At 38.5% G+C, this 20,897-nt stretch carries 21 protein-coding genes; 11 read left to right on the top strand and 10 right to left on the bottom strand.

What is annotated here, in order from left to right:
* Positions 1-288 precede the first annotated feature (288 nt).
* The 9 genes from thrS to F8M47_RS07685 all read left to right on the top strand — a co-directional run bounded on the left by thrS (position 289) and on the right by F8M47_RS07685 (position 6,592).
* A complete protein-coding gene (thrS, locus tag F8M47_RS07725; RefSeq protein WP_150539539.1) occupies positions 289-2,220 on the top strand; it encodes a threonine--tRNA ligase in 1,932 nt (643 codons plus the stop codon).
* 134 nt (positions 2,221-2,354) lie between these two features.
* Positions 2,355-3,029 (top strand): CsgG/HfaB family protein, encoded by a 675-nt coding sequence (locus F8M47_RS07720; RefSeq protein ID WP_150539538.1) that lies wholly within the window; start codon positions 2,355-2,357, stop codon positions 3,027-3,029.
* Positions 3,030-3,038: 9 nt separating this feature from the next.
* Positions 3,039-3,386 carry a DUF4810 domain-containing protein gene (locus tag F8M47_RS07715; protein WP_244298097.1) on the top strand — a complete coding sequence of 116 codons (348 nt, stop codon included), beginning with the start codon at positions 3,039-3,041 and terminating at the stop codon, positions 3,384-3,386.
* A gap of 11 nt (positions 3,387-3,397) precedes the next feature.
* Positions 3,398-4,057: a DUF799 domain-containing protein gene (locus F8M47_RS07710; RefSeq protein ID WP_150539537.1), complete on the top strand. Its 660-nt coding sequence runs from the start codon at positions 3,398-3,400 to the stop codon at positions 4,055-4,057.
* A gap of 208 nt (positions 4,058-4,265) precedes the next feature.
* Entirely contained in the window at positions 4,266-4,808 is a 543-nt protein-coding gene (infC, locus tag F8M47_RS07705; protein ID WP_150539536.1) for a translation initiation factor IF-3, read from the top strand.
* A 246-nt stretch (positions 4,809-5,054) separates the two neighbouring features.
* Positions 5,055-5,252 carry a 50S ribosomal protein L35 gene (rpmI, locus tag F8M47_RS07700; RefSeq protein ID WP_005596065.1) on the top strand — a complete coding sequence of 66 codons (198 nt, stop codon included), beginning with the start codon at positions 5,055-5,057 and terminating at the stop codon, positions 5,250-5,252.
* Positions 5,253-5,321: 69 nt separating this feature from the next.
* Positions 5,322-5,675 carry a 50S ribosomal protein L20 gene (rplT, locus tag F8M47_RS07695; RefSeq protein ID WP_005596075.1) on the top strand — a complete coding sequence of 118 codons (354 nt, stop codon included), beginning with the start codon at positions 5,322-5,324 and terminating at the stop codon, positions 5,673-5,675.
* Positions 5,676-5,720: 45 nt separating this feature from the next.
* Positions 5,721-6,260 carry a recombinase RecA gene (locus F8M47_RS07690; RefSeq protein ID WP_244298095.1) on the top strand — a complete coding sequence of 180 codons (540 nt, stop codon included), beginning with the start codon at positions 5,721-5,723 and terminating at the stop codon, positions 6,258-6,260.
* Positions 6,261-6,292: 32 nt separating this feature from the next.
* Positions 6,293-6,592, top strand: coding sequence for a hypothetical protein (locus F8M47_RS07685; RefSeq protein WP_150539535.1), 300 nt, complete (start codon positions 6,293-6,295; stop codon positions 6,590-6,592).
* A gap of 39 nt (positions 6,593-6,631) precedes the next feature.
* On the opposite strand, the gene paeA is transcribed toward F8M47_RS07685, so the two are convergent.
* Together paeA and F8M47_RS07675 are read right to left on the bottom strand one after the other, a co-directional pair.
* The gene (paeA, locus tag F8M47_RS07680; RefSeq protein WP_150539534.1) at positions 6,632-7,927 is read right to left on the bottom strand and encodes a polyamine export protein PaeA; all 1,296 of its coding nucleotides are present in this window, start codon (positions 7,925-7,927) and stop codon (positions 6,632-6,634) included.
* Positions 7,928-7,951: 24 nt separating this feature from the next.
* The gene (locus F8M47_RS07675) at positions 7,952-8,593 is read right to left on the bottom strand and encodes a TIGR01621 family pseudouridine synthase (RefSeq protein WP_150539533.1); all 642 of its coding nucleotides are present in this window, start codon (positions 8,591-8,593) and stop codon (positions 7,952-7,954) included.
* A 49-nt stretch (positions 8,594-8,642) separates the two neighbouring features.
* Between F8M47_RS07675 and F8M47_RS07670 the strand changes: the two genes are divergently transcribed.
* Positions 8,643-9,275: a histidine phosphatase family protein gene (locus F8M47_RS07670; protein ID WP_150539532.1), complete on the top strand. Its 633-nt coding sequence runs from the start codon at positions 8,643-8,645 to the stop codon at positions 9,273-9,275.
* A 51-nt stretch (positions 9,276-9,326) separates the two neighbouring features.
* Here the strand turns inward: F8M47_RS07670 and ruvX are convergent, their stop codons facing one another.
* From ruvX to rsmE, 3 genes are read right to left on the bottom strand one after another with little or no spacing between them, the layout of a single operon-like run.
* Entirely contained in the window at positions 9,327-9,740 is a 414-nt protein-coding gene (gene ruvX, locus F8M47_RS07665) for a Holliday junction resolvase RuvX (protein ID WP_150539531.1), read from the bottom strand.
* A 41-nt stretch (positions 9,741-9,781) separates the two neighbouring features.
* A complete protein-coding gene (locus F8M47_RS07660) occupies positions 9,782-10,342 on the bottom strand; it encodes a YqgE/AlgH family protein (protein ID WP_150539530.1) in 561 nt (186 codons plus the stop codon).
* Positions 10,343-11,074, bottom strand: a complete 732-nt coding sequence (gene rsmE / locus F8M47_RS07655) for a 16S rRNA (uracil(1498)-N(3))-methyltransferase (protein WP_150539529.1) — start codon at positions 11,072-11,074, stop codon at positions 10,343-10,345.
* Positions 11,075-11,215: 141 nt separating this feature from the next.
* Between rsmE and F8M47_RS07650 the strand changes: the two genes are divergently transcribed.
* On the top strand, positions 11,216-12,649 hold the full coding sequence (locus F8M47_RS07650; RefSeq protein WP_150539528.1) for an SPFH domain-containing protein: 1,434 nt from the start codon (positions 11,216-11,218) through the stop codon (positions 12,647-12,649).
* Positions 12,650-12,991: 342 nt separating this feature from the next.
* Here F8M47_RS07650 and F8M47_RS07645 read toward each other — a convergent pair whose 3' ends face one another.
* The 5 genes from F8M47_RS07645 to F8M47_RS07625 all read right to left on the bottom strand — a co-directional run bounded on the left by F8M47_RS07645 (position 12,992) and on the right by F8M47_RS07625 (position 20,816).
* Positions 12,992-14,107, bottom strand: a complete 1,116-nt coding sequence (locus F8M47_RS07645; protein WP_244298093.1) for an MBL fold metallo-hydrolase — start codon at positions 14,105-14,107, stop codon at positions 12,992-12,994.
* A gap of 182 nt (positions 14,108-14,289) precedes the next feature.
* Positions 14,290-15,420, bottom strand: a complete 1,131-nt coding sequence (gene nrdB / locus F8M47_RS07640) for a class Ia ribonucleoside-diphosphate reductase subunit beta (RefSeq protein ID WP_150539527.1) — start codon at positions 15,418-15,420, stop codon at positions 14,290-14,292.
* Between the two features lie 90 nt (positions 15,421-15,510).
* Complete coding sequence (nrdA, locus tag F8M47_RS07635) at positions 15,511-17,781, bottom strand: class 1a ribonucleoside-diphosphate reductase subunit alpha (protein ID WP_150539526.1); 2,271 nt, start codon at positions 17,779-17,781, stop codon at positions 15,511-15,513.
* Positions 17,782-17,998: 217 nt separating this feature from the next.
* A complete protein-coding gene (locus F8M47_RS07630) occupies positions 17,999-19,078 on the bottom strand; it encodes a metallophosphoesterase (protein WP_150539525.1) in 1,080 nt (359 codons plus the stop codon).
* A 205-nt stretch (positions 19,079-19,283) separates the two neighbouring features.
* Positions 19,284-20,816 (bottom strand): catalase, encoded by a 1,533-nt coding sequence (locus F8M47_RS07625; protein ID WP_150539524.1) that lies wholly within the window; start codon positions 20,814-20,816, stop codon positions 19,284-19,286.
* Positions 20,817-20,897 lie beyond the last annotated feature (81 nt).

Here is a 20,897-nt window from a genome sequence, read left to right as displayed (position 1 = left end):
GTAATGAAAGGGCAAGCGCACCGAAATAAATTAGTTTTTTTTTCTCGAAGCTGCCTATACGGCAGTGAAGCCTAAATTTTTATAGAAATTTTGCAAATTAGCGGATAAATAAGACCGCTTATTGAGAATTTGTGATAAAATTCACTCGTTTTGCGATTCATCCATGGTTGGGGTGATGTAAAACAAATTGTAAAAAACGATTCAAATTAGACCGCTTGTAAGCGGTTTTTATTTTTAAACCAACAAGTCACCTCTCGTATGGGTGACCACTGTAACAAGGATATAAAAATGCCTATTATCACTTTACCAGACGGCTCACAACGCCAATTTGATAATCCTGTTTCTGTCATGGAAGTAGCTCTTTCAATCGGTGCAGGGCTTGCAAAAGCAACCATCGCAGGGCGTGTAAATGGCGAACGCCGTGATGCGTGCGACCTCATTTCTGAAGATAGCTCACTTGAAATTATTACGGCAAAAGACGAAGACGGTTTAGAGATCATTCGTCACTCATGTGCGCACTTATTAGGTCATGCGATCAAACAATTATTCCCAGATGTAAAAATGGCGATTGGTCCGACAATCGACAATGGTTTCTATTATGACGTAGATTTAGATCGCTCACTCACACAAGAAGATTTAGATGCGATCGAAAAACGTATGCTTGAACTGGCTAAAACGAATTATGACGTTGTAAAAAAACGCGTTAGCTGGCAAGAAGCACGTGATACGTTTGAAAAACGTGGCGAACCATACAAAATGGCGATTTTAGATGAAAATATTGAACGCACTGCAACGCCAGCGTTATATCATCACCAAGAATATATTGATATGTGTCGTGGTCCTCACGTGCCAAATATGCGTTTCTGCCATCACTTTAAATTACAAAAAGTAGCGGGTGCATATTGGCGTGGCGATAGCAAAAATAAAATGTTACAACGTATTTACGGCACAGCGTGGGCAGATAAAAAACAATTAAGCGAATATTTAACTCGTTTAGAAGAAGCGGCAAAACGTGACCACCGCCGTATTGGTAAAGCATTAGATTTATATCATATGCAAGAAGAAGCACCAGGTATGGTGTTCTGGCACAACGATGGTTGGACAATCTTCCGTGAACTTGAAACTTTCGTGCGTACCAAATTAAAAGAGTACGATTACCAAGAAGTAAAAGGTCCGTTTATGATGGATCGAGTGCTTTGGGAACGTACAGGTCACTGGCAAAACTATGCAGATTTAATGTTCACCACTCAATCTGAAAACCGTGAATATGCAATTAAACCGATGAACTGCCCAGGTCACGTGCAAATCTTTAACCAAGGTTTAAAATCGTACCGTGATTTACCAATTCGTATGGCAGAATTTGGTTCGTGCCACCGTAACGAACCATCAGGTTCATTACACGGCTTAATGCGAGTGCGTGGTTTTACCCAAGATGATGCGCATATTTTCTGTACTGAAGATCAAATTGAATCTGAAGTAACCAGCTGTATCAAAATGGTGTACGACATTTACAGCACGTTTGGCTTTAGTAATATTCAAGTAAAACTTTCGACCCGTCCTGAAAATCGTATCGGTGAAGATACAATGTGGGATCGTGCGGAAGACGGTTTAGCGAAAGCGTTAACTGCGAACGGTTTAAGTTATGAAATTCAAGAAGGTGAAGGCGCATTCTATGGTCCGAAAATTGAGTTCGCATTACGTGACTGTTTAGATCGTGAATGGCAATGCGGTACGATTCAGTTAGACTTCGCATTACCAGGTCGCTTAGATGCCTCTTATGTTGCAGAAGATAATGGTCGTCGTACACCAGTGATGATTCACCGTGCGATTTTAGGTTCAATCGAACGCTTTATCGGTATTATTACTGAAGAGTACGCTGGTTTCTTCCCAACATGGTTAGCACCGACACAAGCGGTGGTGATGAATATTACAGATAGCCAAGCGGATTATGTACAAAAAGTGACAAAAGCACTTTCAGATGCAGGTATCCGAGCGAAATCAGACTTACGTAACGAAAAAGTGGGCTTTAAAGTACGTGAACATACCTTACGCCGCGTGCCGTATATGTTAGTTTGTGGCGATAAAGAAATCGAAGCGGGCAAAGTATCGGTACGTACTCGTAAAGGTGCGGATTTAGGCACATTCACTATTGAAGAATTTGTTGAAATTCTAAAAAACCAAGTGAAGGCTCGTGAACTTAAATTATTAGGCGAAGAGTAGTTTCATTATTTGTAAAAAAGCGGTCAAATTTGACCGCTTTTTTGTTTATTTAAGTCAAGGTTTGTATATTTAAAAGCATTTTTCGATATGCTAGAATCCCAAGTGAGTTTCTATCTAACTAAAAGGAGTTATAAATGAAAAAATTACTAATGACTACATTATGTGTTGCAACACTTAGTTTAATGGGATGTGCAACTGAAGGATCTAGAACTATTGCACCAACGGTAACACAGGTTGCAAGTACTGCTGCAAATTATCACGGTGTAAAATCGGCTATTTCAATTGGTAAGTTTGATAATAAATCCAGTTTTCAAAATGGTGTGTTTTCAGATGGACAAGATCAGCTGGGCAATCAATCAAAAACAATTTTAGTTTCCCATTTACAGCAAACGGGGCGTTTTTCTGTACTTGACCGAACAAATATGAGTGAAGCGGCGGTTGAAGCTAAAATCAAAGGGCAACAACAAAAACTTAAGGGTGCTAGTTATGTTATTACAGGAGATGTAACAGAATTCGGCCGTAAAACGGTGGGTGATCATCAATTATTTGGTATTTTAGGCCGTGGAAAAGAGCAAGTCGCCTACGCAAAAGTGACGCTTAATGTGGTGAATGTAAATACTTCGGAAGTGGTTTATTCGGTACAAGGTGCGGGCGAATATAACTTATCAAATCGAGAAGTTTTAGGTTTTGGCGGTACAGCGGGTTATGATTCAACCTTAAATGGCAAAGTACTTGATCTAGCAATTAGAGAAGCGGTAAATAATCTCGTAAATGGTATTGAAACTGGGCGCTGGAATCCAACTAACTAAGGAGTAAGCATGAACAAGATTTATGCAGGTGTATTTGTTGCTATTACGATGATGTTAGCAGGTTGCTTGTCTAAATCGGTTGATACCGATATATATTATTGGGGAAATTATTCGGATGTCGTTTACAGTTATTACAATGAACCGAATGATTTTGCAAAACAAGCAGATAGTTTGAATAATATTATTCAAACCGCAAAGGAAAAAAATAAACCTGTCGCACCAGGCGTGTATGGACATTTGGGACTTGCTTTATTAAAGCAGGGGAAAACTCTCGAGGCACAAAATGCATTCCAGCAAGAACAGCAATTATTTCCTGAAAGTAAAGTCTTTATGCAACATTTACAACGTAAAAGATAAGGATAAGTAGAATGAGAAAATTATTGCTCTTAATTACAAGTGCTATTCTATTATCAGCTTGTGTACAAAAAACGGCTCCTACGTATGATTATAGTGCCTTAAAAGAGAGTAAGCCAAAATCTATTTTGGTTGTCATGCCAACAAATAACTCTGTAGATGTAAAGGCTGATAGTAGTGTACTTGCTCGTGCTAGCTATCCTTTAGCTGAGAAAGGATATTATGTTTTTCCTGTATCTCTAGTTGATGAGATGTTTAAGCAAAATGGCTTAACAGATAGCAATGCAATTCGTAGTGCGAACATTAAAAAAGTCTATGATATCTTCGGCGCAGATAGTATTTTATATATTAATGTCAATGAATATGGCACAAGCTATAAAGTTTTTGATAGCGTTACAGAGGTAAAATTAGAAGGAAAACTAGTAGATCTAAAAACGGGTAAAACCTTGTGGGAGGGAACGGGAGCTTATGCTCAAGGCTCAACACATCAAAATGATGGTGCTTTGACTGCTCTAGTTAAAGCGGCAATTAGCCAAGTTGTAGACACCACAAAAGATAAGGGTTATGAAGTTTCAGCATCTGCAATGAGTAATCTTGTTTATATCGGTAAATCGGGCGGTTTATTAGTTGGTCCTCGCCATCCGTTTTATGGAAAAGAAGAGGCAAAGAAATAGCCTATTTAGAAAATGGTAGCCATGCAAAGCTTGTATGGCTATTTTTGTTTGAAACGAACAGTAAAATATTGTAGAGGCTTGCTTAAAATAAATAATTCAAGTAGAATCATGCTGTTTTTGTTTTGCCTTTGTGGCGTAGAATAAATGACCACTATTTTTTGCAACCAAGGTTGCAAAACACCAAGTAACTATCTAGAGGAATAATACTATTAAACCTGTAAAACGTGTTCAGTCAAATCGCACACATCGTTTAAATGATGAAATTCGTGGCGTGAAAGAAGTTCGCTTAACTGATGAAAATGGCGAACAAGTTGGAATTGTGTCAATTCAAGATGCTTTGGCGAGAGCGGAAGATGCTGAATTAGATTTGGTTGAAATCAGCCCTAATGCGGAACCGCCAGTTTGTCGTATTATGAACTATGGTAAGTTCATCTACGAAAAAGAAAAGGCGGCAAAAGAGCAGAAGAAAAAGCAAAAAGTCGTACAAATTAAGGAAATTAAGTTCCGTCCAGGTACAGATGAAGGCGATTACCAAATCAAATTACGTAGTATCTTACGTTTCTTAGAAGATGGCGATAAAGTAAAAATTACTGTTCGTTTCCGTGGTCGTGAAATGGCACACCAAGATATCGGTTTGGATGTTTTAGAGCGTGTGAAAACAGATACCGCTGAAGTTGCAGTAGTTGAATCAGCACCAGGTAAACTGGAAGGTCGTCAAGCTGTGATGGTTATTGCACCGAAGAAAAAATAATTTATTCTTGCATAAAGCGGGCGGATCCTATAAAATCCGTCCGCTTTCTCTTTTGTAAAAAGAGGAGTAAAGCAATCTACAGGCACATTTCGCAGCCTGATTTGCTTTTTAAGCTGTATAAGCTTACGAGCGGTAACGCTCCATTCGAGATAATCAGTGCTTCCAAGTAAAAGTACGCTTAGCAATAAGCGAATTTTTCGCCTGATTATTATGTATTTGATAAAACAATGCGGAGTTTATTAAACAATGCCTAAAATTAAAACAGTACGTGGTGCTGCTAAGCGTTTCAAGAAAACAGCTTCAGGCGGTTTCAAACGTAAACAATCTCACTTACGTCATATTTTGACTAAGAAAACCACTAAACGTAAACGTCACTTACGCCACAAATCAATGGTAGCGAAAGCAGACCAAGTATTAGTAGTAGCGTGCTTACCATACGCATAAGCGTTGAGTCAAGTTAAAACGTACTTTAGTGAATTTTAGTTCAATTTATTACATTTAGGAGATTAAATAATGGCTCGTGTAAAACGTGGTGTTATTGCAAGAGCACGCCATAAGAAAGTTCTTAAGGCTGCTAAAGGTTATTATGGTGCGCGTTCACGTGTTTATCGCGTTGCGTTCCAAGCTGTAATTAAAGCTGGTCAATATGCTTACCGTGACCGTCGTCAACGTAAACGTCAATTCCGTCAATTATGGATTGCACGTATCAACGCTGCAGCACGTCAAAACGGTTTATCTTACAGCAAATTCATCAACGGCTTGAAAAAAGCTTCTGTTGAAATCGACCGTAAGATTTTAGCTGACATCGCTGTATTCGACAAAGTTGCATTTGCAGCTTTAGTTGAAAAAGCAAAATCTGCTCTTTAATTTTAAAGAATAGAGATTAGGACGCCTTCGGGCGTCCTTTTTTATATGATGAAAAAATTGATTATTATTCGTGGGCATTCTGGTTCGGGAAAATCGACCTTTGCTCAACAGCAAATTGAAGCGTTTAAGCGCCAATTTCCAATGGCAGAAATTTTTCATATTGAAAATGACCAATTTCTATACCAAAATGGGCGGTATATTTGGACAAAAGAGCGCTTTCAATTAGCGAAAAAACTGGCTGAACAAAAATTAGAGGAGGCATGGGCATTTGTTAAAAAATATCCGCAAAAGTCCGTGCTAATTGTGATCAGTAATGTGAATGTGAGCCTACAAGCGGTCGAAAATTACCAAAGAATTGCACATAAATTACAACTTCAAATTGAAATATATCGCTTAATGAATTTCTTTAAAAATCAACACCAAGTTGATGTTTATACGGTGCTGAATATGTATTTAGCGTTAGAAAACCAGTTACTAGCAGATGAAATTATCATTGAGCCGATCAAAAAAATGCCTGATTTTATGAGTAAAATTTTGGAAAAAATGCGTAGTAAACAGGATAAAAAATCAATGAAAGCGGTCTAATTTCCGCTTATTTTGACAAAGAGGAAAAAATCATGAAACGTTTAACCTTCATTGCTTTGTCTTTAGTGGTGGCAGCTTGTGCTACACCGCCACAACAAAGCAGTGTGCCGTTAGATATGAAAACGGTAGCGGAATATCAACAGCGAGTGGCAAGTGGTAACACGGTTTCTGCAAAACAAAAGCAACGTGTAGCACAGCAAGTGGAGGCAGATGAACCATTGAATCAAAGCGACAAGCGCCCGAAAGTGGTGAGACAGGTGGTAAGAGAGCCTGTGATTTATCCGAGTATCGGCATTGGCTACGGCTACCACAGACATCGTCATCATTGGTAATAAAAAGGCTCCAGTTGATTTGGAGCCTTTTTACAATGTTTAGTTTTGAAGGTCTTTTCGGAAAGAAACCATTAGTTGGTCGATTTTAAAATTCTCGGTGTCGATAATTTCAAATTTATATTGATCGTACAGTACAAAATCGGTTTTTTTCGGGATTTTGCGTAGCATATACATCATAAAGCCGCCGATAGTTTCATAATTTTCTGCATTAGGAAAGCTTTCAATCTCGAGCGCTTTCATTACGTCCTCAAGCGGAGTTGCGCCGTCAATTAACCATGAGTCTTCATCTCGGCGAACAATTTGTTCTTCTTCCGTTGAAACTAATTCTCCCATTACAATGCTCATTACGTCATTGAGTGTTAAAATCCCAACAACCAGCGCATATTCATTCACGATCACGGCAAAATCTTCACCAGCAGATTTAAACAGTTCCAACACTTCATAAAGTGATAACGTATCGGGAATAAACAATGATTTTTTCAGTAATTTCGTATCCGTTAGCGATACGTTATCGTTTTTTAGATATTGAGTAAGCAAATCGTGGGTTTCGATATAGCCTAAAATTTTGTCTAAACCGTCATCACAAATCAATACTTTTGAATAAGGATCTTCACCCAGTGTCTCTAATACTTTTTCTCGATTATCGGTGCGGTTTAAAAACACAATATTTTCACGGGTAGTCATGGTTGAAGTGACACGACGTTCTTGCATTTCAAATACATTTTCGATTAAATAATGTTCCTGTGCTTTTAAGATCCCTGCTTTAGCTCCTGCATCTACCACAGCAACAATATCTTCTGAGGTCATATTGTCTTGGCGTACAGTTGAAACGTGAAAGAGTTTGAATAAAGCATTCGCAATCCAATCAAAAAACAGCACTAGCGGTTTAAATAATGCGATACAAAATGTCATAACTCCGATAGTACGCACCGCAATTTTTTCTGGATAGGTCATCGCAATACGTTTTGGCATTAAGTCGGCAAATAGCACAAAGGCAGAGGTCACCATAATAAAAGCGATCCAAGAAGCTGCACTGTCGACCCATTCTGCTTGCGTATATTGCGCTAATAAGTGGCTGAAATAGGGATTGATCGCACTTTCGCCCACCACACCGCCCAAAATAGCCACCATATTTAAGCCAATTTGTACGACGGTGATAAAGCGACCAGGTTGTTCTTGCAATTTTAGTACTTTTTCAGCACGCAGATCACCTTCATTAATCATCGCTTGCAGCTTCAGTTTTCTAGCGCCAGCCAATGAAATTTCTGCGGAAGAAATGATCGCACTGGCAATAATTAACAACAAAATAATTAAACTTGCCTCAAATAAGCTCATAATATCCTCTATTTAATATCAATTTTATATGTTTTTAGTTTTACAAATTTTAGCCCAAATTTGACCGCTTGTAGGCAGAGTTTGGATGCAAAAAGATTCACCTTGATAATCAAATTTTAGTTGATAAGCGTGCAAATAAACACGATCCGCTGTTGTGCCAGCGTATAAACTATCCCCTAAAATCGGGCTACCCAAGCTTTTCATTGCGACTCTTAATTGGTGGGTTTTACCTGTTTTCGGCCGTAAGATAAAATGGCGTAAATTAGGTTCAACCGAATATGAACTGAATTGGGTAACAGCAGGATTTTGTTTGCTATGACATAATTTCCATGCACCGTTACGGCTTTTTTGCATATCGCCAACAATTTTGCCCTGTTTCTTTTTGGGTTTTTGATCGCTGAGTGCCCAATAGGTTTTCTCAATTTTATGCTGTTCAAATAAGTGGTAAAAATTTGCTGCAGCTTGTTTGTTTAGTGCAAAAATCAGTAAGCCTGAAGTGGTTTTGTCTAAACGATGTACAAGCCAAACTTGCTTCACTTGTAATTGTTTTGCTAATTTTTCGGTTAATCCGACCGCTTCCTCATCTTTGTGTACGCTGATACCAGCAGGTTTATCAATTACGACAAAGTCATGATGTTGCAAGCAAATAGTCAATTTTTCAGTCATTTTTTGCTATACTCCGAATAATTTTAATTATTTTAACAGGGAATTGAATATGGCACTCAACATTTATTTAGTCCGTCATGGTAAAACCGTTTGGAATTTAGAAGGGCGTTTGCAAGGCTCGGGCGATTCACCGCTCGTTGAAGAGGGAATTGAAGGGGCAAAACAAGCAGGCAGAGCTTTAAAAGCAGTTAAATTTTCTGCCGCTTATTCAAGTATGCAAAAACGTGCGCAAGATACCGCAAATTATATTTTGGCGGAAAATGATGATAAAAATGTCCCGCACTTTCATCATTTCGGTTTAAATGAGTTTGATTTTGGGCTTTGGGAAGGTACAAAATCTGTTGATTTACATACGCATGATGAATATTGGACGATGAAAAAAACACCCGCAGAATATCGTGCTGAAACTAATGGCGGAGAAACTTACGAAGAGCTTTATAATCGAGTTATCAAAGTGTTCAACCAAATTGCACAATTACATCAAGATAATGAAAACGTGTTAATTGTGGCACATGGTATGACGCTAACCGTATTGACTGCAGTATTGCGTGGCTTGCATTGGTCGGAATGTCGTGATGAAACCAAACACAGTTTTGTGATTAACACAGCGATTAATCGAGCGGTAGTTGAAAATGGTAAAGTGGAATTAGTCGAGTTTAATAGTATAGATCATTTGGTATAATACTTACAAAAAATCGCAAAAATTAGACCGCTTGTCAGCGGTCTTTTGTTTTTATTGGGTTTCAAACCAGCTTTCTAAAATTAAGCAGGCGGAAATTGAATCGACTTTATCTTTTTTTAACGCACGATAGCCACCTCGTTCAAAGATTTCCGCTTTAGCTGAAACAGTGGTTAAGCGTTCATCTTGTAGCTCAACGGGTAAATTAAAACGCCCATTTAAGCGATTAGCAAATTTCTTTGCACGTTGGGTGAGTGGCTGTTCCGTGCCGTCCATATTTAATGGCAAGCCTACCACTAAGCGTTCAGGTTGCCATTCTTTAATCACTTTTTCAATTTGTTCCCAATTGGGAATGCCGTTTTGTGCTTTGAAGGAGGGTAAGCCTTGTGCTGTGCCAGTAATATCTTGCCCCACCGCACACCCAATGCTGTAAGTACCAAAATCAAATGCGAGAATTGTTCTTGCCATGCTTTTCCTATTGCAAAAAATGATGAAAATTAGACCGCTTGTTAGGCTCTGCCTGAACGAGCCAATACGCCAGAAATGCCAAGCATTTCATTTGCTTCAACCCAGCGTTCTAAATAACCTGTTTCGAATAATGTTTTTTCATTCGCTTCTGAAATCAGCCAGTAATTACGAGCAATTTCGTGTTCAAGCTGTTCAGGTTTCCAAGTGGCACAACCTAAACAAACAATAAATTTTTCTGGTGCTTCTGGTTTACCGAGGCTATCTAATACATCGCCAGATGTCGTTAGGAAAATATTATCGGTCACGCGGTAGCTGTGTAAAAATTCATGTGCGGTTTTGGTGTGAACGATAAAACCTCTGTCTTGGCTGACAGGCCCCCCGCTCAACACCATTTGATCTTTATGATAATTGCGTTGATTCGCCATTTGGAAATCCATACGTGTAATCAACTCTAAAACAGATAAATCAGTTGGGGTGTTAATCACCAGCCCCATTGCACCGTTGCTATTGTGTTCACAAATATAAATCACAGTTCGATCAAAATAATCGTCATCGATTTCGGGCGTTGCAATTAGAAATTTGCCTTGTAGGTTTTCTAACATCTAAATATCTCCAAAACATACTTGCAGTGCAGTAATGGCTGCGAGTGAAGCAGTTTCTGTTCTTAATACTCGTTTGCCAAGTAACACTTCGGTGAAACCCTGGGTTTCAGTCATCACAATTTCTTCTGCAGAAAGTCCGCCTTCTGAACCAATTAATAAACGAACCCCTGCTTCAGGGACATGAGGTAATTGGCGAATAGTGTATTTTGCACGAGGGTGCAAGTTCAATTTCAACATATCGTCTTGCTCTTTACACCAATCAGTTAGCTTCATAATTGGGCGAATTTCAGGAATTTCATTACGACCACATTGCTCACAAGCAGCAATCGCAATTTTTTGCCATTGCTGTAATTTTTTGTCTTGGCGTTCATCATTAAGTTTCACACCACAACGTTCAGACCAAAGTGGGGTAATGGTTTTAACGCCTAATTCAACCGATTTTTGGATAGTAAATTCCATGCGATCACCACGAGAAATTACTTGTCCTAAATGAATCGGTAAATTAGATTCACGATTATCTAATTCACTTGAATCAATTTTTGCAATAATTTGCTTTTTTTCGACCGCTTGTAATGTGGCATGAAAGATATGATTTGAGCCATCAAATAAGGTAATTTGATCGCCTACGTTCATTCGTAATACTCGACCAACGTGGTTGGTGGCATCTTCACTTAAAATACATTGAGTTTGATTGGCTAAGGGTTCTGGATGATAAATTCTAGGAATACGCATAATTTGTTCTTTAATAAATAGTCATTGCGCTATTGTAATGGAAATTGCGAGTTAAATAAATTTTTGCAAAATTTTGCTAGAATTTAACCGCTTGATCGCGTAAATTGGAAAAGATTCATTCTTTCAAAAGGAGGCTAAAGTATGGATTTTATTTATATTGCTACTGGTAGTTTATTGGTTGCAATTATCGTGCTTTCATTGGTGATTGCCTTGCTGTTTCGCCGTGTGGTGAAAACCAATGAGGTGCATATTGTACAATCGGGTGGTAAAACGACTTCTTATGGTAAAGATACTGGTAATGGCAACGTTTATTATGCGTTTCCGTCGTGGTTACCTGTAATCGGGGTGAGTACGATTGTGCTACCTGTTTCAGTGTTCTCAATCAAAATTGATAACTATGAGGCGTACGATTTAGAACGTTTGCCGTTTGTAGTCGATATTACCGCGTTCTTCCGTGTGTCAGACTCAAATCTTGCGGCGCAACGTGTATCAGATTTCCATGACATGAATATTCAATTGGTGGATATTATTCAAGGTTCGGTGCGTTCGATTTTATCTAGCCGTAATTTAAACGATATTTTACAAGTGCGCTCAGAACTCGGCGATGATTTTACTCAAGCGGTTAAAGAGCAATTGAAAAATTGGGGTATTGAGCCTGTTAAAAATATTGAGCTCATGGATATTCGTGATAGCGGTAATTCAAAGGTTATTTTCAATATTATGGAAATTAAAAAATCCTTTATTGAAAAAGAAAGTCGAGTAGAAGTGGCTCGCAATCAGAAAGAAGCGCAAATTGCAGAAATTGAAGCGAAAAAAGAGGCTGATGTAAAACGTCAAGAAGCAGAGAAAGAAGTTGGCTTGAAAACGGTAGAAAATCAACGAGAGGTTGCGGTTTCTAACGAGCAGGCGCAACAATTGGTGAAAGAACAAGAAAAAATCACGAAAGAACGTGAGATGGAAGTTAAACGTGTCGCTGAAGTGAAACAGGCTGAAATTGCCAAAGATGTGGAAATCGTAAAAGCTGATCAAGAAAAACGTACGCAGGAAATTAAAGCTGAGGCAAATAAAAATGCGTTAATTATTGATTCTGAGGCAGAAAAACAACATCAAATTTTAGTGGCAGAAGGGGAAAAACAAAAAGCATTCTTAGCTGCCGAAGCTTTGCTTGAAACCAAAGACAAAGAGGCGCAAGGTATTGCGAAAATCGGTTCTGCGGAAGCAGAAGCGAAGCAAAAACTTGAGATTTCATTAGTGTCTGGTCAAATTGAACTTGCGAAAGAAATTGGCGGAAACGAAGGCTATCAAAGCTACTTAATCAGCATTCGTCAAATTGAAGCAAATCAAGCAATTGGCATCGAACAAGCGAAAGCGCTTTCAAATTCAGATATGAAATTTATTATTAATGATGAGAAAGTCGATAAAGGTATCCAGCGTGTAGGCGAATTATTTAGCTCAACAGGCGGTACCAAAATTGCCGCAACCTTAGAAGGCTTAAATCAATCAGAATTAGGTAAAGCGCTGATTGGTAAGTTTTTAGGTTCAAACAATTCAGAACCAAAAGCTTCTGATAACTAATGTCATAAGCGGTTATTTTAGCCACTGGACCTCACTTTTTTTACGTTAGGCACAGTGGCTAAGTTATTGAAACAGGCTAGCTTTTGTATATTAGTAGCTGCTTATAATAAATTTAATTAGCTCCAAATGCTGAGGGTATTGTCCAATTTTAGCTTGTAGTTAATAAACTAGGATGTTTTAACAAGTTTTTATAGTGATAACCATAAATGTAATGGTGGAAATTACTTGTTTTATGCCTAAAATAAAAAAACGTCCATGACTAATAAACAGAAATGTTAATAGTAATGAACGCTTTTATTATTTGCTACGTCTTTGAAAGTCCAGCTTAGTAAGGTTAGATTTTTATTTTACGTTATCCCACCACTTACTAAAGTGTTGATTATCTTCAGAAAAATAAAACACTTCGCCAATCATTGGGGTAAATAGCGGTAGTTTTTCTTGTTGAGAATGCTGGTAAAGCTGTTCGAGAGGTTCTTTCCAAGAATGTTTCGCTAAGGCAAATTTAGAATTATGTACGCCAAGCAATTTTTTCGGCTTAAGCGTTTTGATTGCTTGCACCAACTCATGGGGTTGAATGTGAACATTCGCCCAATTCACATTGTATTGACCATTTTCCATAATTGCTAAGCTAATATTTGGGAAGTGTTTAGCAATATCTTGGTAGAAACGATCGTAGCCACTGTCGCCCCCGATATAAATGGTTTCAGTTGCAGATTGCAGCATAAATGAAGCCCAAAGCGTTTTATTACCTGTGATGCCTCGTCCTGAAAAATGGCGGGCGGGTAACGCAGTAATGTTAAGTTGAGCGGCTAATGGATTTTGTTGAAACCAATCTAATTCAGTGATTTTTTTCGGATCATATCCCCAATATTCAAGATGCGAACCTACCCCGAGTGTGGTGATAACGTGCTTCACTTTTGGCATTAGCTGACTGACTGTTTCGTAATCTAAATGATCCCAGTGATCATGGGTGATAATCAGATAATCAATCTCTGGCATTTCATCAGGTGAGTAAGGATTCGAACCAGCAAACATTTTATTGATAAATGAAAGGGGTGAACCTGCGACCAATACAGGATCGATTAAAAAACGCTTGCCATCTAATTGGATCAAATAAGAAGAATGCCCAAACCAGACAAAGAAATTACGATCGGTAGGTAATGCTTTTAGGTTGATTTCTACCGTTGGCAATGGCGCTGGCGGAGTGAGATGTTCAATGCGATCAAATACAAAATCGTAAAATACTCGCCAACGGCTTTTGTTGCCAGTAGATAAAATAGTTGGCGATAGGTTTTTAAATTCGCCGTTTAAATAATGCTGTGATTGCTGAATGCGGGTTAAATGTTCGCCACTCGGCAATTTACCAAAAGGCTTAGTTTGCATAAACAGATAAGCGGACAAAGCCAATACGCAGGCAATAATCACGATGCCTAAAAATATGTTTCGTAATAAAATCATTGCTTTCCTAATAAATTATAGATGAGAATCTATTATAGCTTATTTGGCGAGAGAATTATGGATAATTTGGAGAGAGGTGCGAGGAAGACCGCGATGCGGTAGCAGAGTAGCTTTATGCACGACTTTATTCAATATAGGGCGAACTGCTATTCGCCCAAAACGAGAAAAATCAATTAGATATTTTATAATTCAAAGCTATCGAAATCACTAGTATCGACTTTAGCATCAATTTGCCCAACCAAATAAGAACTTACTTCTACTTCTTGTGGTGCAACTTGTACATTATCCGAAACTAACCAAGCGTTGATCCACGGAATTGGATTTGAAGCCGTTGCAAAAGGGCGAGGTAATCCGACCGCTTGCATCCGAATATTGGTAATATATTCGACATATTTCACTAAAATATCTTCATTTAAGCCAATCATTGAGCCGTCTTTAAATAAATAAGCCGCCCATTCTTTTTCTTGCTCGGCAGCAGCTACAAACAAGTCGTAGGCTTCTTGTTTACACTCTTCGGCAATTTCCGCCATTTCAGGATCGTCTTGTCCTGAAGCCATAATATTCAACATATTTTGTGTGCCAGTAAGATGTAGATATTCATCACGTGCGATAAATTTAATAATTTTGGCGTTACCTTCCATTAATTGGCGTTCGGCAAAAGCAAAAGAACAAGCAAATGAAACATAAAAGCGAATCGCTTCTAATACATTTACGCTCATTAAACATAAATAGAGCTGACGTTTTAAATTACGTAAAGTAACTTGGCATTGTTTACCATCTACAGTGTAACAGCCTTCCCCATACAACGTGTAAAGTTGTGAATCTCGAATTAAATCATCGTAATAACAAGAAATATCACGCGCACGTTTAATGATCTCTTCATTTGTAACAATATCGTCGAACACAATTGACGGATCATTCACAATATTGCGAATAATATGCGTATAAGAACGAGAATGAATTGTTTCAGAAAATGTCCATGTTTCAATCCAAGTTTCTAACTCTGGAATAGAAACCAGTGGTAAAAAAGCGACATTTGGGCTACGGCCCTGAATCGAATCTAATAACGTTTGGTATTTTAAGTTGCTGATAAAAATATGCTTTTCATGTTCTGGTAGCGCTTGATAGTCAATGCGGTCTTGCGATACGTCCACTTCTTCTGGACGCCAGAAAAATGAAAGTTGCTTCTCAATCAGCTTTTCAAATAATTCATATTTTTGTTGATCGTAGCGGGCGACATTCACATTCTGCCCGAAAAACATAGGTTCTTTTAATTGGTCATTTTTGTTTTGTGAGAAAGTGGTATAAGCCATATTGTCCCCCTCTTTAATTTTTTTATTGGTAAGGGCAAAACTATGTTTGCCCTTGCTATTTTTTTAGAAAATTTTACCGCTTATTTGAGGTTAAATTTTGCAAGCACCGCCTGCGCAACCATCATTTAAATCTTCTTGAGCGTCTTCTGCACCATCTCTAGTATTTTGGTAATACAAGGTTTTTAAACCGTATTTATAAGCAGTGAGTAAATCAGCGAGTAAACGCTTCATTGGCACTTTACCGTCTTCAAATCGTTGCGGGTCATAATTGGTATTAGCGGAAATTGCCTGATCAACGAATTTCTGCATGATGCCAACTAATTGCAAATAACCGCTCATATCGGGAATATCCCATAGCAATTCATATTGTCCACGCAGTTTTTCGTATTCAGGCACAACCTGTTTTAAGATACCGTCTTTTGAGGCTTTAATGCTTACATAACCACGAGGAGGCTCAATACCATTGGTTGCATTTGAAATTTGCGATGAAGTTTCTGATGGCATTAACGAACTAAGTGTGGAATTTCGTAAACCAAATTGTTTAATTTCTGCACGCAAAGTTTCCCAATCGTAATGTAGAGGCTCTTGGATTAGGTTATCTAACTCTTTTTTGTAGCTATCAATCGGCAAAATACCTTGCGCATAGCTAGTTTCATTAAAACGAGCGCAAGCACCTTGTTCTTTGGCTAAATTCATTGAAGCTTTTAACAAATAATATTGCATTGCTTCAAAAGTGCGATGTGTGAGCGCATTTGCTGAACCATCTGAATAGCGCACGCCATTTTTGGCTAAATAATAGGCGTAATTAATCACACCAATGCCGAGTGAACGGCGAGCGAGTGCAGGATATTTAGCGGCTTTCACAGGGTAATCTTGATAGTCCAATAAAGCATCCAGCGCTCTTACCACTAAATCGGCAAGCGGTTCAAATTCATCTAAATTTTGCAAGGTGCCTAAGTTAAACGCCGAAAGCGTACAGAGCGCAATTTCACCATTTTCATCATTAATATCGTTAAGCGGTTTAGTTGGCAATGCAATTTCTAAGCACAAATTTGATTGTCTAATTGGTGCAACTTGTGGATTAAATGGTGAATGCGTGTTGCAGTGATCGACATTTTGAATATAAATACGACCCGTTGACGCACGTTCTTGCATTAATAACGAAAATAATTCGACTGCTTTTACGCTACGTTTGCGAATGGTTGGGTCTTGCTCATATTGTAAATAAAGTTGCTCAAATTTTTGTTGATCGGCAAAAAATGCTTCATATAAACCTTCTACATCCGATGGGCTAAATAAGGTAATTTCGCCACCTTTGATTAAGCGTTGATACATCAGCTTATTGATTTGCACACCATAATCCATATGGCGACAACGGTTATCTTCAACCCCTCTGTTATTTTTCAACACTAATAAACTTTCAACTTCTAAATGCCATAGTGGATAGTAAACGGTTGCTGCACCACCTCGTACACCGCCTTGCGAACAAGATTTCACTGCGGTTTGGAAATGTTTGTAGAACGGAATACAACCTGTGTGGAACGCTTCGCCTTGGCGAATTGGACTACCTAACGCACGGATCGCACCTGCATTAATGCCAATGCCTGCCCGTTGTGAAACGTATTTGATAATTGCAGCCGAAGTCGCATTTATTGAATCTAAACTATCTCCGCACTCAATTAGTACACAAGAACTAAATTGCCGTGTTGGGGTGCGAACGCCAGCCATAATTGGAGTTGGCAAAGAAATTTTGAAAGTTGAAGTCGCATCGTAAAAGCGTTTTACATAATCTAAACGAGTGGCTTTCGGATATTTAGAAAATAAGCAAGCAGCAACTAACAGATATAAAAATTGAGCAGATTCATAAATTTCACCCGTTACTCGGTTCTGTACCAAATATTTTCCTTCGAGCTGTTTTACCGCAGCATAAGAAAAATCCATATCTCGACTGTGAACTAAAAATTCATTCATCAATTGCCATTCTTGTTCACTATAATCGGTAAGCAAGCTTTTATCGTATTTACCAAGTTCAACTAGCTTTTTTACATGGCTGAATAAATGTGGTGGAGTGAAATCGCCATAAGCTTTTTTACGCAGATGAAATACTGCTAAACGGGCAGCAAGATATTGATAATCAGGCGTTTCTTTACTGATTAAATCCGCCGCAGCTTTGATGATCGTTTCATGAATATCGGCAGTGCGAATGCCTTGATAGAATTGAATATGTGCACTCAATTCCACTTGTGAAACCGATACATTTTGTAAACCTTCTGCCGCCCAAGTGATCACTCGATGGATTTTATCCAAATCAAAAGCTTCTTGTTGTCCATTACGTTTGGTCACCATCAATGTTTTCTGCATAAAAATTGTCTCCTTTTACCCTCAACATAAAAACACTATATATTGTGCTTTCAAATCTTTTATATACAAGATATTGATTTATTGAAGGGTGTGCAAGCGGAAAGTTTTGTAAAGAGATATTGACAAAAGCTAAGTGATTGAAGCTGTGGTACATTTGAGAAATATAAAAAATAAACCCCTGAAAATCAATTCAGGGGTTTGCATAAAAAAACTCAGGCTATTTACCTGTTACATCAATAATAAACACTTCTGATTGAGTACCCAATCGCATTGGAACCCCCCAAAAGCCGTAACCTGAAGTGACAAAATAATGACCTAATCCGATTTTCTCATAGCCATAATCTAAGCGATAGATCATTTTGGTGATTAAATTTGCTGGGAAAATTTGACCTCTATGAGAGTGTCCAGATACCTGTAAATCAATCGGTAGAACTGCGTGTTTTTCGATTTCTGTTGGACGGTGATCAAGCAAAAATACAGGTAGATTGCTATTCACTTTACTGAGTAATTGCTCGGCAGTTGGGCGCTTTTTAACTAAATCATCGTTGCGTCCAATAATGGTTAATGTGCCATTAATTTCGACCGCTTGATCCCATAAAACGTGAATACCCGCCTGCTCAATTTCATTAGCGATGGCTAGCTGGTGACCAAAGAAATCATGATTACCCAATGTTGCATATACGCCGAGTGGCGCCTTCAATTTTGCGAAATGTGGACGCATATTTTCTGCCAAATAAGCATCGGTATTATCGTCCATAATATCGCCAGGTAATAAAATTAGATCGACTTTTTGTTGATCAAAAATATTCGCTAACTGATCTAATTGTTTCGCACCAAACCATTGCCCTAAATGTAGATCGCTTGCTACACCAATTCGCACTGGTTGGCTTAGGGGCTTATCTAATTGTACAGAATAATGTACTACTTTCGGTGTATAGGCGTTATATAACGCTAATCCAACAAGACCGAAAAATGCAAAAGGATAGGCAATTTTTAGCGCAAAATTGACCGCTTGTTTACCTTTAAATAGGTGATAAATCACCGCACAAGTGAGGCTAACAAATAAGGCAAATAGTAATAAAGCTAATATTAGCGCAGTGATTCTAAAGCCGTTAAACGTACGTGTTACAGTTAGAACTGCTAAACCATTTGCGGCTAAATAGCTTATAAATGTGACGATCTTACGAGGTTTTGCAGATAAATTAAATAACCAAGCTAAGGTGCGTGACAAATTAAAAATCAAACATTGCAATACAATAATCACAATTGTTGTAGTAATGTAATAACGATATTCCAAAAGTTTTCCTTTGATTGAGAGAGGATAGATTGTGATGAATAGCGATTGTAACTTAGATCGTTTAGTTAGACAAAAGAAAAGCCCTATCATCGTGACGATAGAGCTTTGATAAGGCAAATGCCATTATGTAAGGAGGACTATTGTGCGATTTCTCGCAGGTTTTGAAAAGTCGGCATTTGCAAATACGGTACTTCTAGCGATTAAATTAGAGGTTTGGTTTTAATAAACCTGGTTGACCCATTGCTGGATCTGTATTGTATGCTTCCATTGCATCAGCTACAGTCATGCCTAATGCTTTTGCTACACCTTCACCGTACGCTGGGTCACAGAAGTAACAGTTACGAATATGACGGTATTTAATGAAATCTAACGCATCACCCATACCTGCTGCAGTATTATTAAATAATGATTCTTTTTCTGAATCAGTCATATTGTTGAATAATACGCGTGGTTGGCTGAAGTAGTCAGCATCGTCTTGGCGATAATCCCAATGTGCTGCATCACCGTTGATTTTGAGTGGTGGTTCAGCAAACTGTGATTGTTCTTGCCATTGACCAAAACTATTTGGCTCATAATGTAACGTTGAACCATAGTTACCATCTACACGACCTTGACCGTCACGCGCATTGCTGTGCACAGGGCAACGAGGTGCATTTACTGGGATTTGGTGATGGTTTACGCCTAAACGGTAGCGTTGTGCATCTGCATAGTTAAATAAACGAGCTTGTAACATACGGTCTGGCGATACACTGATACCTGGTACTAAATTGCTCGGTGCAAATGCAGATTGTTCCACATCAGCAAAGAAGTTTGCTGGGTTGCGGTTTAATTCCATTACGCCCACTTCAATTAATGGGTAATCTTTTTTCGACCAAACTTTAGTTAAGTCGAACGGGTGGAAGTTTACTTTTTCTGCATCCGCTTCAGGCATTACTTGAATGTAAAGTGTCCATTTCGGGAAATCGCCTTTTTCGATTGATTCGTATAAATCACGTTGGTGTGATTCACGATCTTTAGCAATAATTGCCGCCGCTTCTTCGTTCGTTAAGTTTTTAATGCCTTGTTGCGTGCGGAAATGGAATTTCACCCAGAAACGCTCATTGTTCGCATTAATTAAGCTATAAGTGTGTGAACCAAAACCGTGCATATGGCGGTAAGATGCTGGAATACCACGTTCAGACATTACGATGGTTACTTGGTGGAATGCCTCTGGTAATAATGTCCAAAAATCCCAGTTATTGGTTGCACTACGCATATTGGTGCGAGGGTCACGTTTAACGGCTTTGTTTAAGTCTGGGAATTTACGTGGATCACGTAAGAAGAATACAGGTGTGTTGTTACCCACTAAATCCCAGTTACCTTGCTCGGTGTAGAATTTCACTGCAAAGCCACGAATATCACGCTCAGCATCTGCCGCACCACGTTCTCCTGCCACTGTTGTGAAACGTGCAAATAATTCGGTTTCTTTACCAACTTGGCTGAAGATTGCAGCTTTAGTGTATTGAGTAATATCGTGCGTCACAGTAAATTTACCGAATGCGCCAGAACCTTTTGCGTGCATACGACGCTCTGGGATCACTTCACGTACGAAGTTTGCTAATTTTTCGTTTAACCATAAATCTTGAGCAAGCAGTGGGCCACGAGCGCCAGCAGTTAAACTATTTTGGTTATCAACAACAGGAGCACCGTTGTTCATCGTTAATGATGTGTGATGAAATGGACATTTCTGTTCAGACATAATAAAAGTTCCTTCAAAAGTTATCATAGGTATAATCAATGGATATATTATTATTGATTGTTGTATTCTTTGTAAAACTAT

Origin of the sequence: Actinobacillus vicugnae, assembly GCF_901687125.1 — a bacterium.
GTDB classification, from domain to species: domain Bacteria; phylum Pseudomonadota; class Gammaproteobacteria; order Enterobacterales; family Pasteurellaceae; genus Actinobacillus; species Actinobacillus vicugnae.
The sequence above is the reverse complement of the archived record's forward strand: the minus strand, read 5'-3'. Positions and strand labels throughout refer to the sequence as shown.

Coding starts and splice junctions, on each gene's coding strand:
- F8M47_RS07650 (WP_150539528.1), top strand. CDS start 11,216: ATGGATTTTATTTATATTGCTACTGGTAGTTTATTGGTTGCAATTATC.
- rpmI (WP_005596065.1), top strand. CDS start 5,055: ATGCCTAAAATTAAAACAGTACGTGGTGCTGCTAAGCGTTTCAAGAAA.
- F8M47_RS07720 (WP_150539538.1), top strand. CDS start 2,355: ATGAAAAAATTACTAATGACTACATTATGTGTTGCAACACTTAGTTTA.
- F8M47_RS07660 (WP_150539530.1), bottom strand. CDS start 10,342: ATGTTAGAAAACCTACAAGGCAAATTTCTAATTGCAACGCCCGAAATC.
- F8M47_RS07645 (WP_244298093.1), bottom strand. CDS start 14,107: ATGATTTTATTACGAAACATATTTTTAGGCATCGTGATTATTGCCTGC.
- F8M47_RS07710 (WP_150539537.1), top strand. CDS start 3,398: ATGAGAAAATTATTGCTCTTAATTACAAGTGCTATTCTATTATCAGCT.
- thrS (WP_150539539.1), top strand. CDS start 289: ATGCCTATTATCACTTTACCAGACGGCTCACAACGCCAATTTGATAAT.
- F8M47_RS07715 (WP_244298097.1), top strand. CDS start 3,039: ATGAACAAGATTTATGCAGGTGTATTTGTTGCTATTACGATGATGTTA.
- F8M47_RS07675 (WP_150539533.1), bottom strand. CDS start 8,593: ATGACTGAAAAATTGACTATTTGCTTGCAACATCATGACTTTGTCGTA.
- ruvX (WP_150539531.1), bottom strand. CDS start 9,740: ATGGCAAGAACAATTCTCGCATTTGATTTTGGTACTTACAGCATTGGG.
- nrdA (WP_150539526.1), bottom strand. CDS start 17,781: ATGCAGAAAACATTGATGGTGACCAAACGTAATGGACAACAAGAAGCT.
- nrdB (WP_150539527.1), bottom strand. CDS start 15,420: ATGGCTTATACCACTTTCTCACAAAACAAAAATGACCAATTAAAAGAA.
- rplT (WP_005596075.1), top strand. CDS start 5,322: ATGGCTCGTGTAAAACGTGGTGTTATTGCAAGAGCACGCCATAAGAAA.
- rsmE (WP_150539529.1), bottom strand. CDS start 11,074: ATGCGTATTCCTAGAATTTATCATCCAGAACCCTTAGCCAATCAAACT.
- F8M47_RS07670 (WP_150539532.1), top strand. CDS start 8,643: ATGGCACTCAACATTTATTTAGTCCGTCATGGTAAAACCGTTTGGAAT.
- F8M47_RS07685 (WP_150539535.1), top strand. CDS start 6,293: ATGAAACGTTTAACCTTCATTGCTTTGTCTTTAGTGGTGGCAGCTTGT.
- paeA (WP_150539534.1), bottom strand. CDS start 7,927: ATGAGCTTATTTGAGGCAAGTTTAATTATTTTGTTGTTAATTATTGCC.
- F8M47_RS07690 (WP_244298095.1), top strand. CDS start 5,721: ATGATGAAAAAATTGATTATTATTCGTGGGCATTCTGGTTCGGGAAAA.
- F8M47_RS07625 (WP_150539524.1), bottom strand. CDS start 20,816: ATGTCTGAACAGAAATGTCCATTTCATCACACATCATTAACGATGAAC.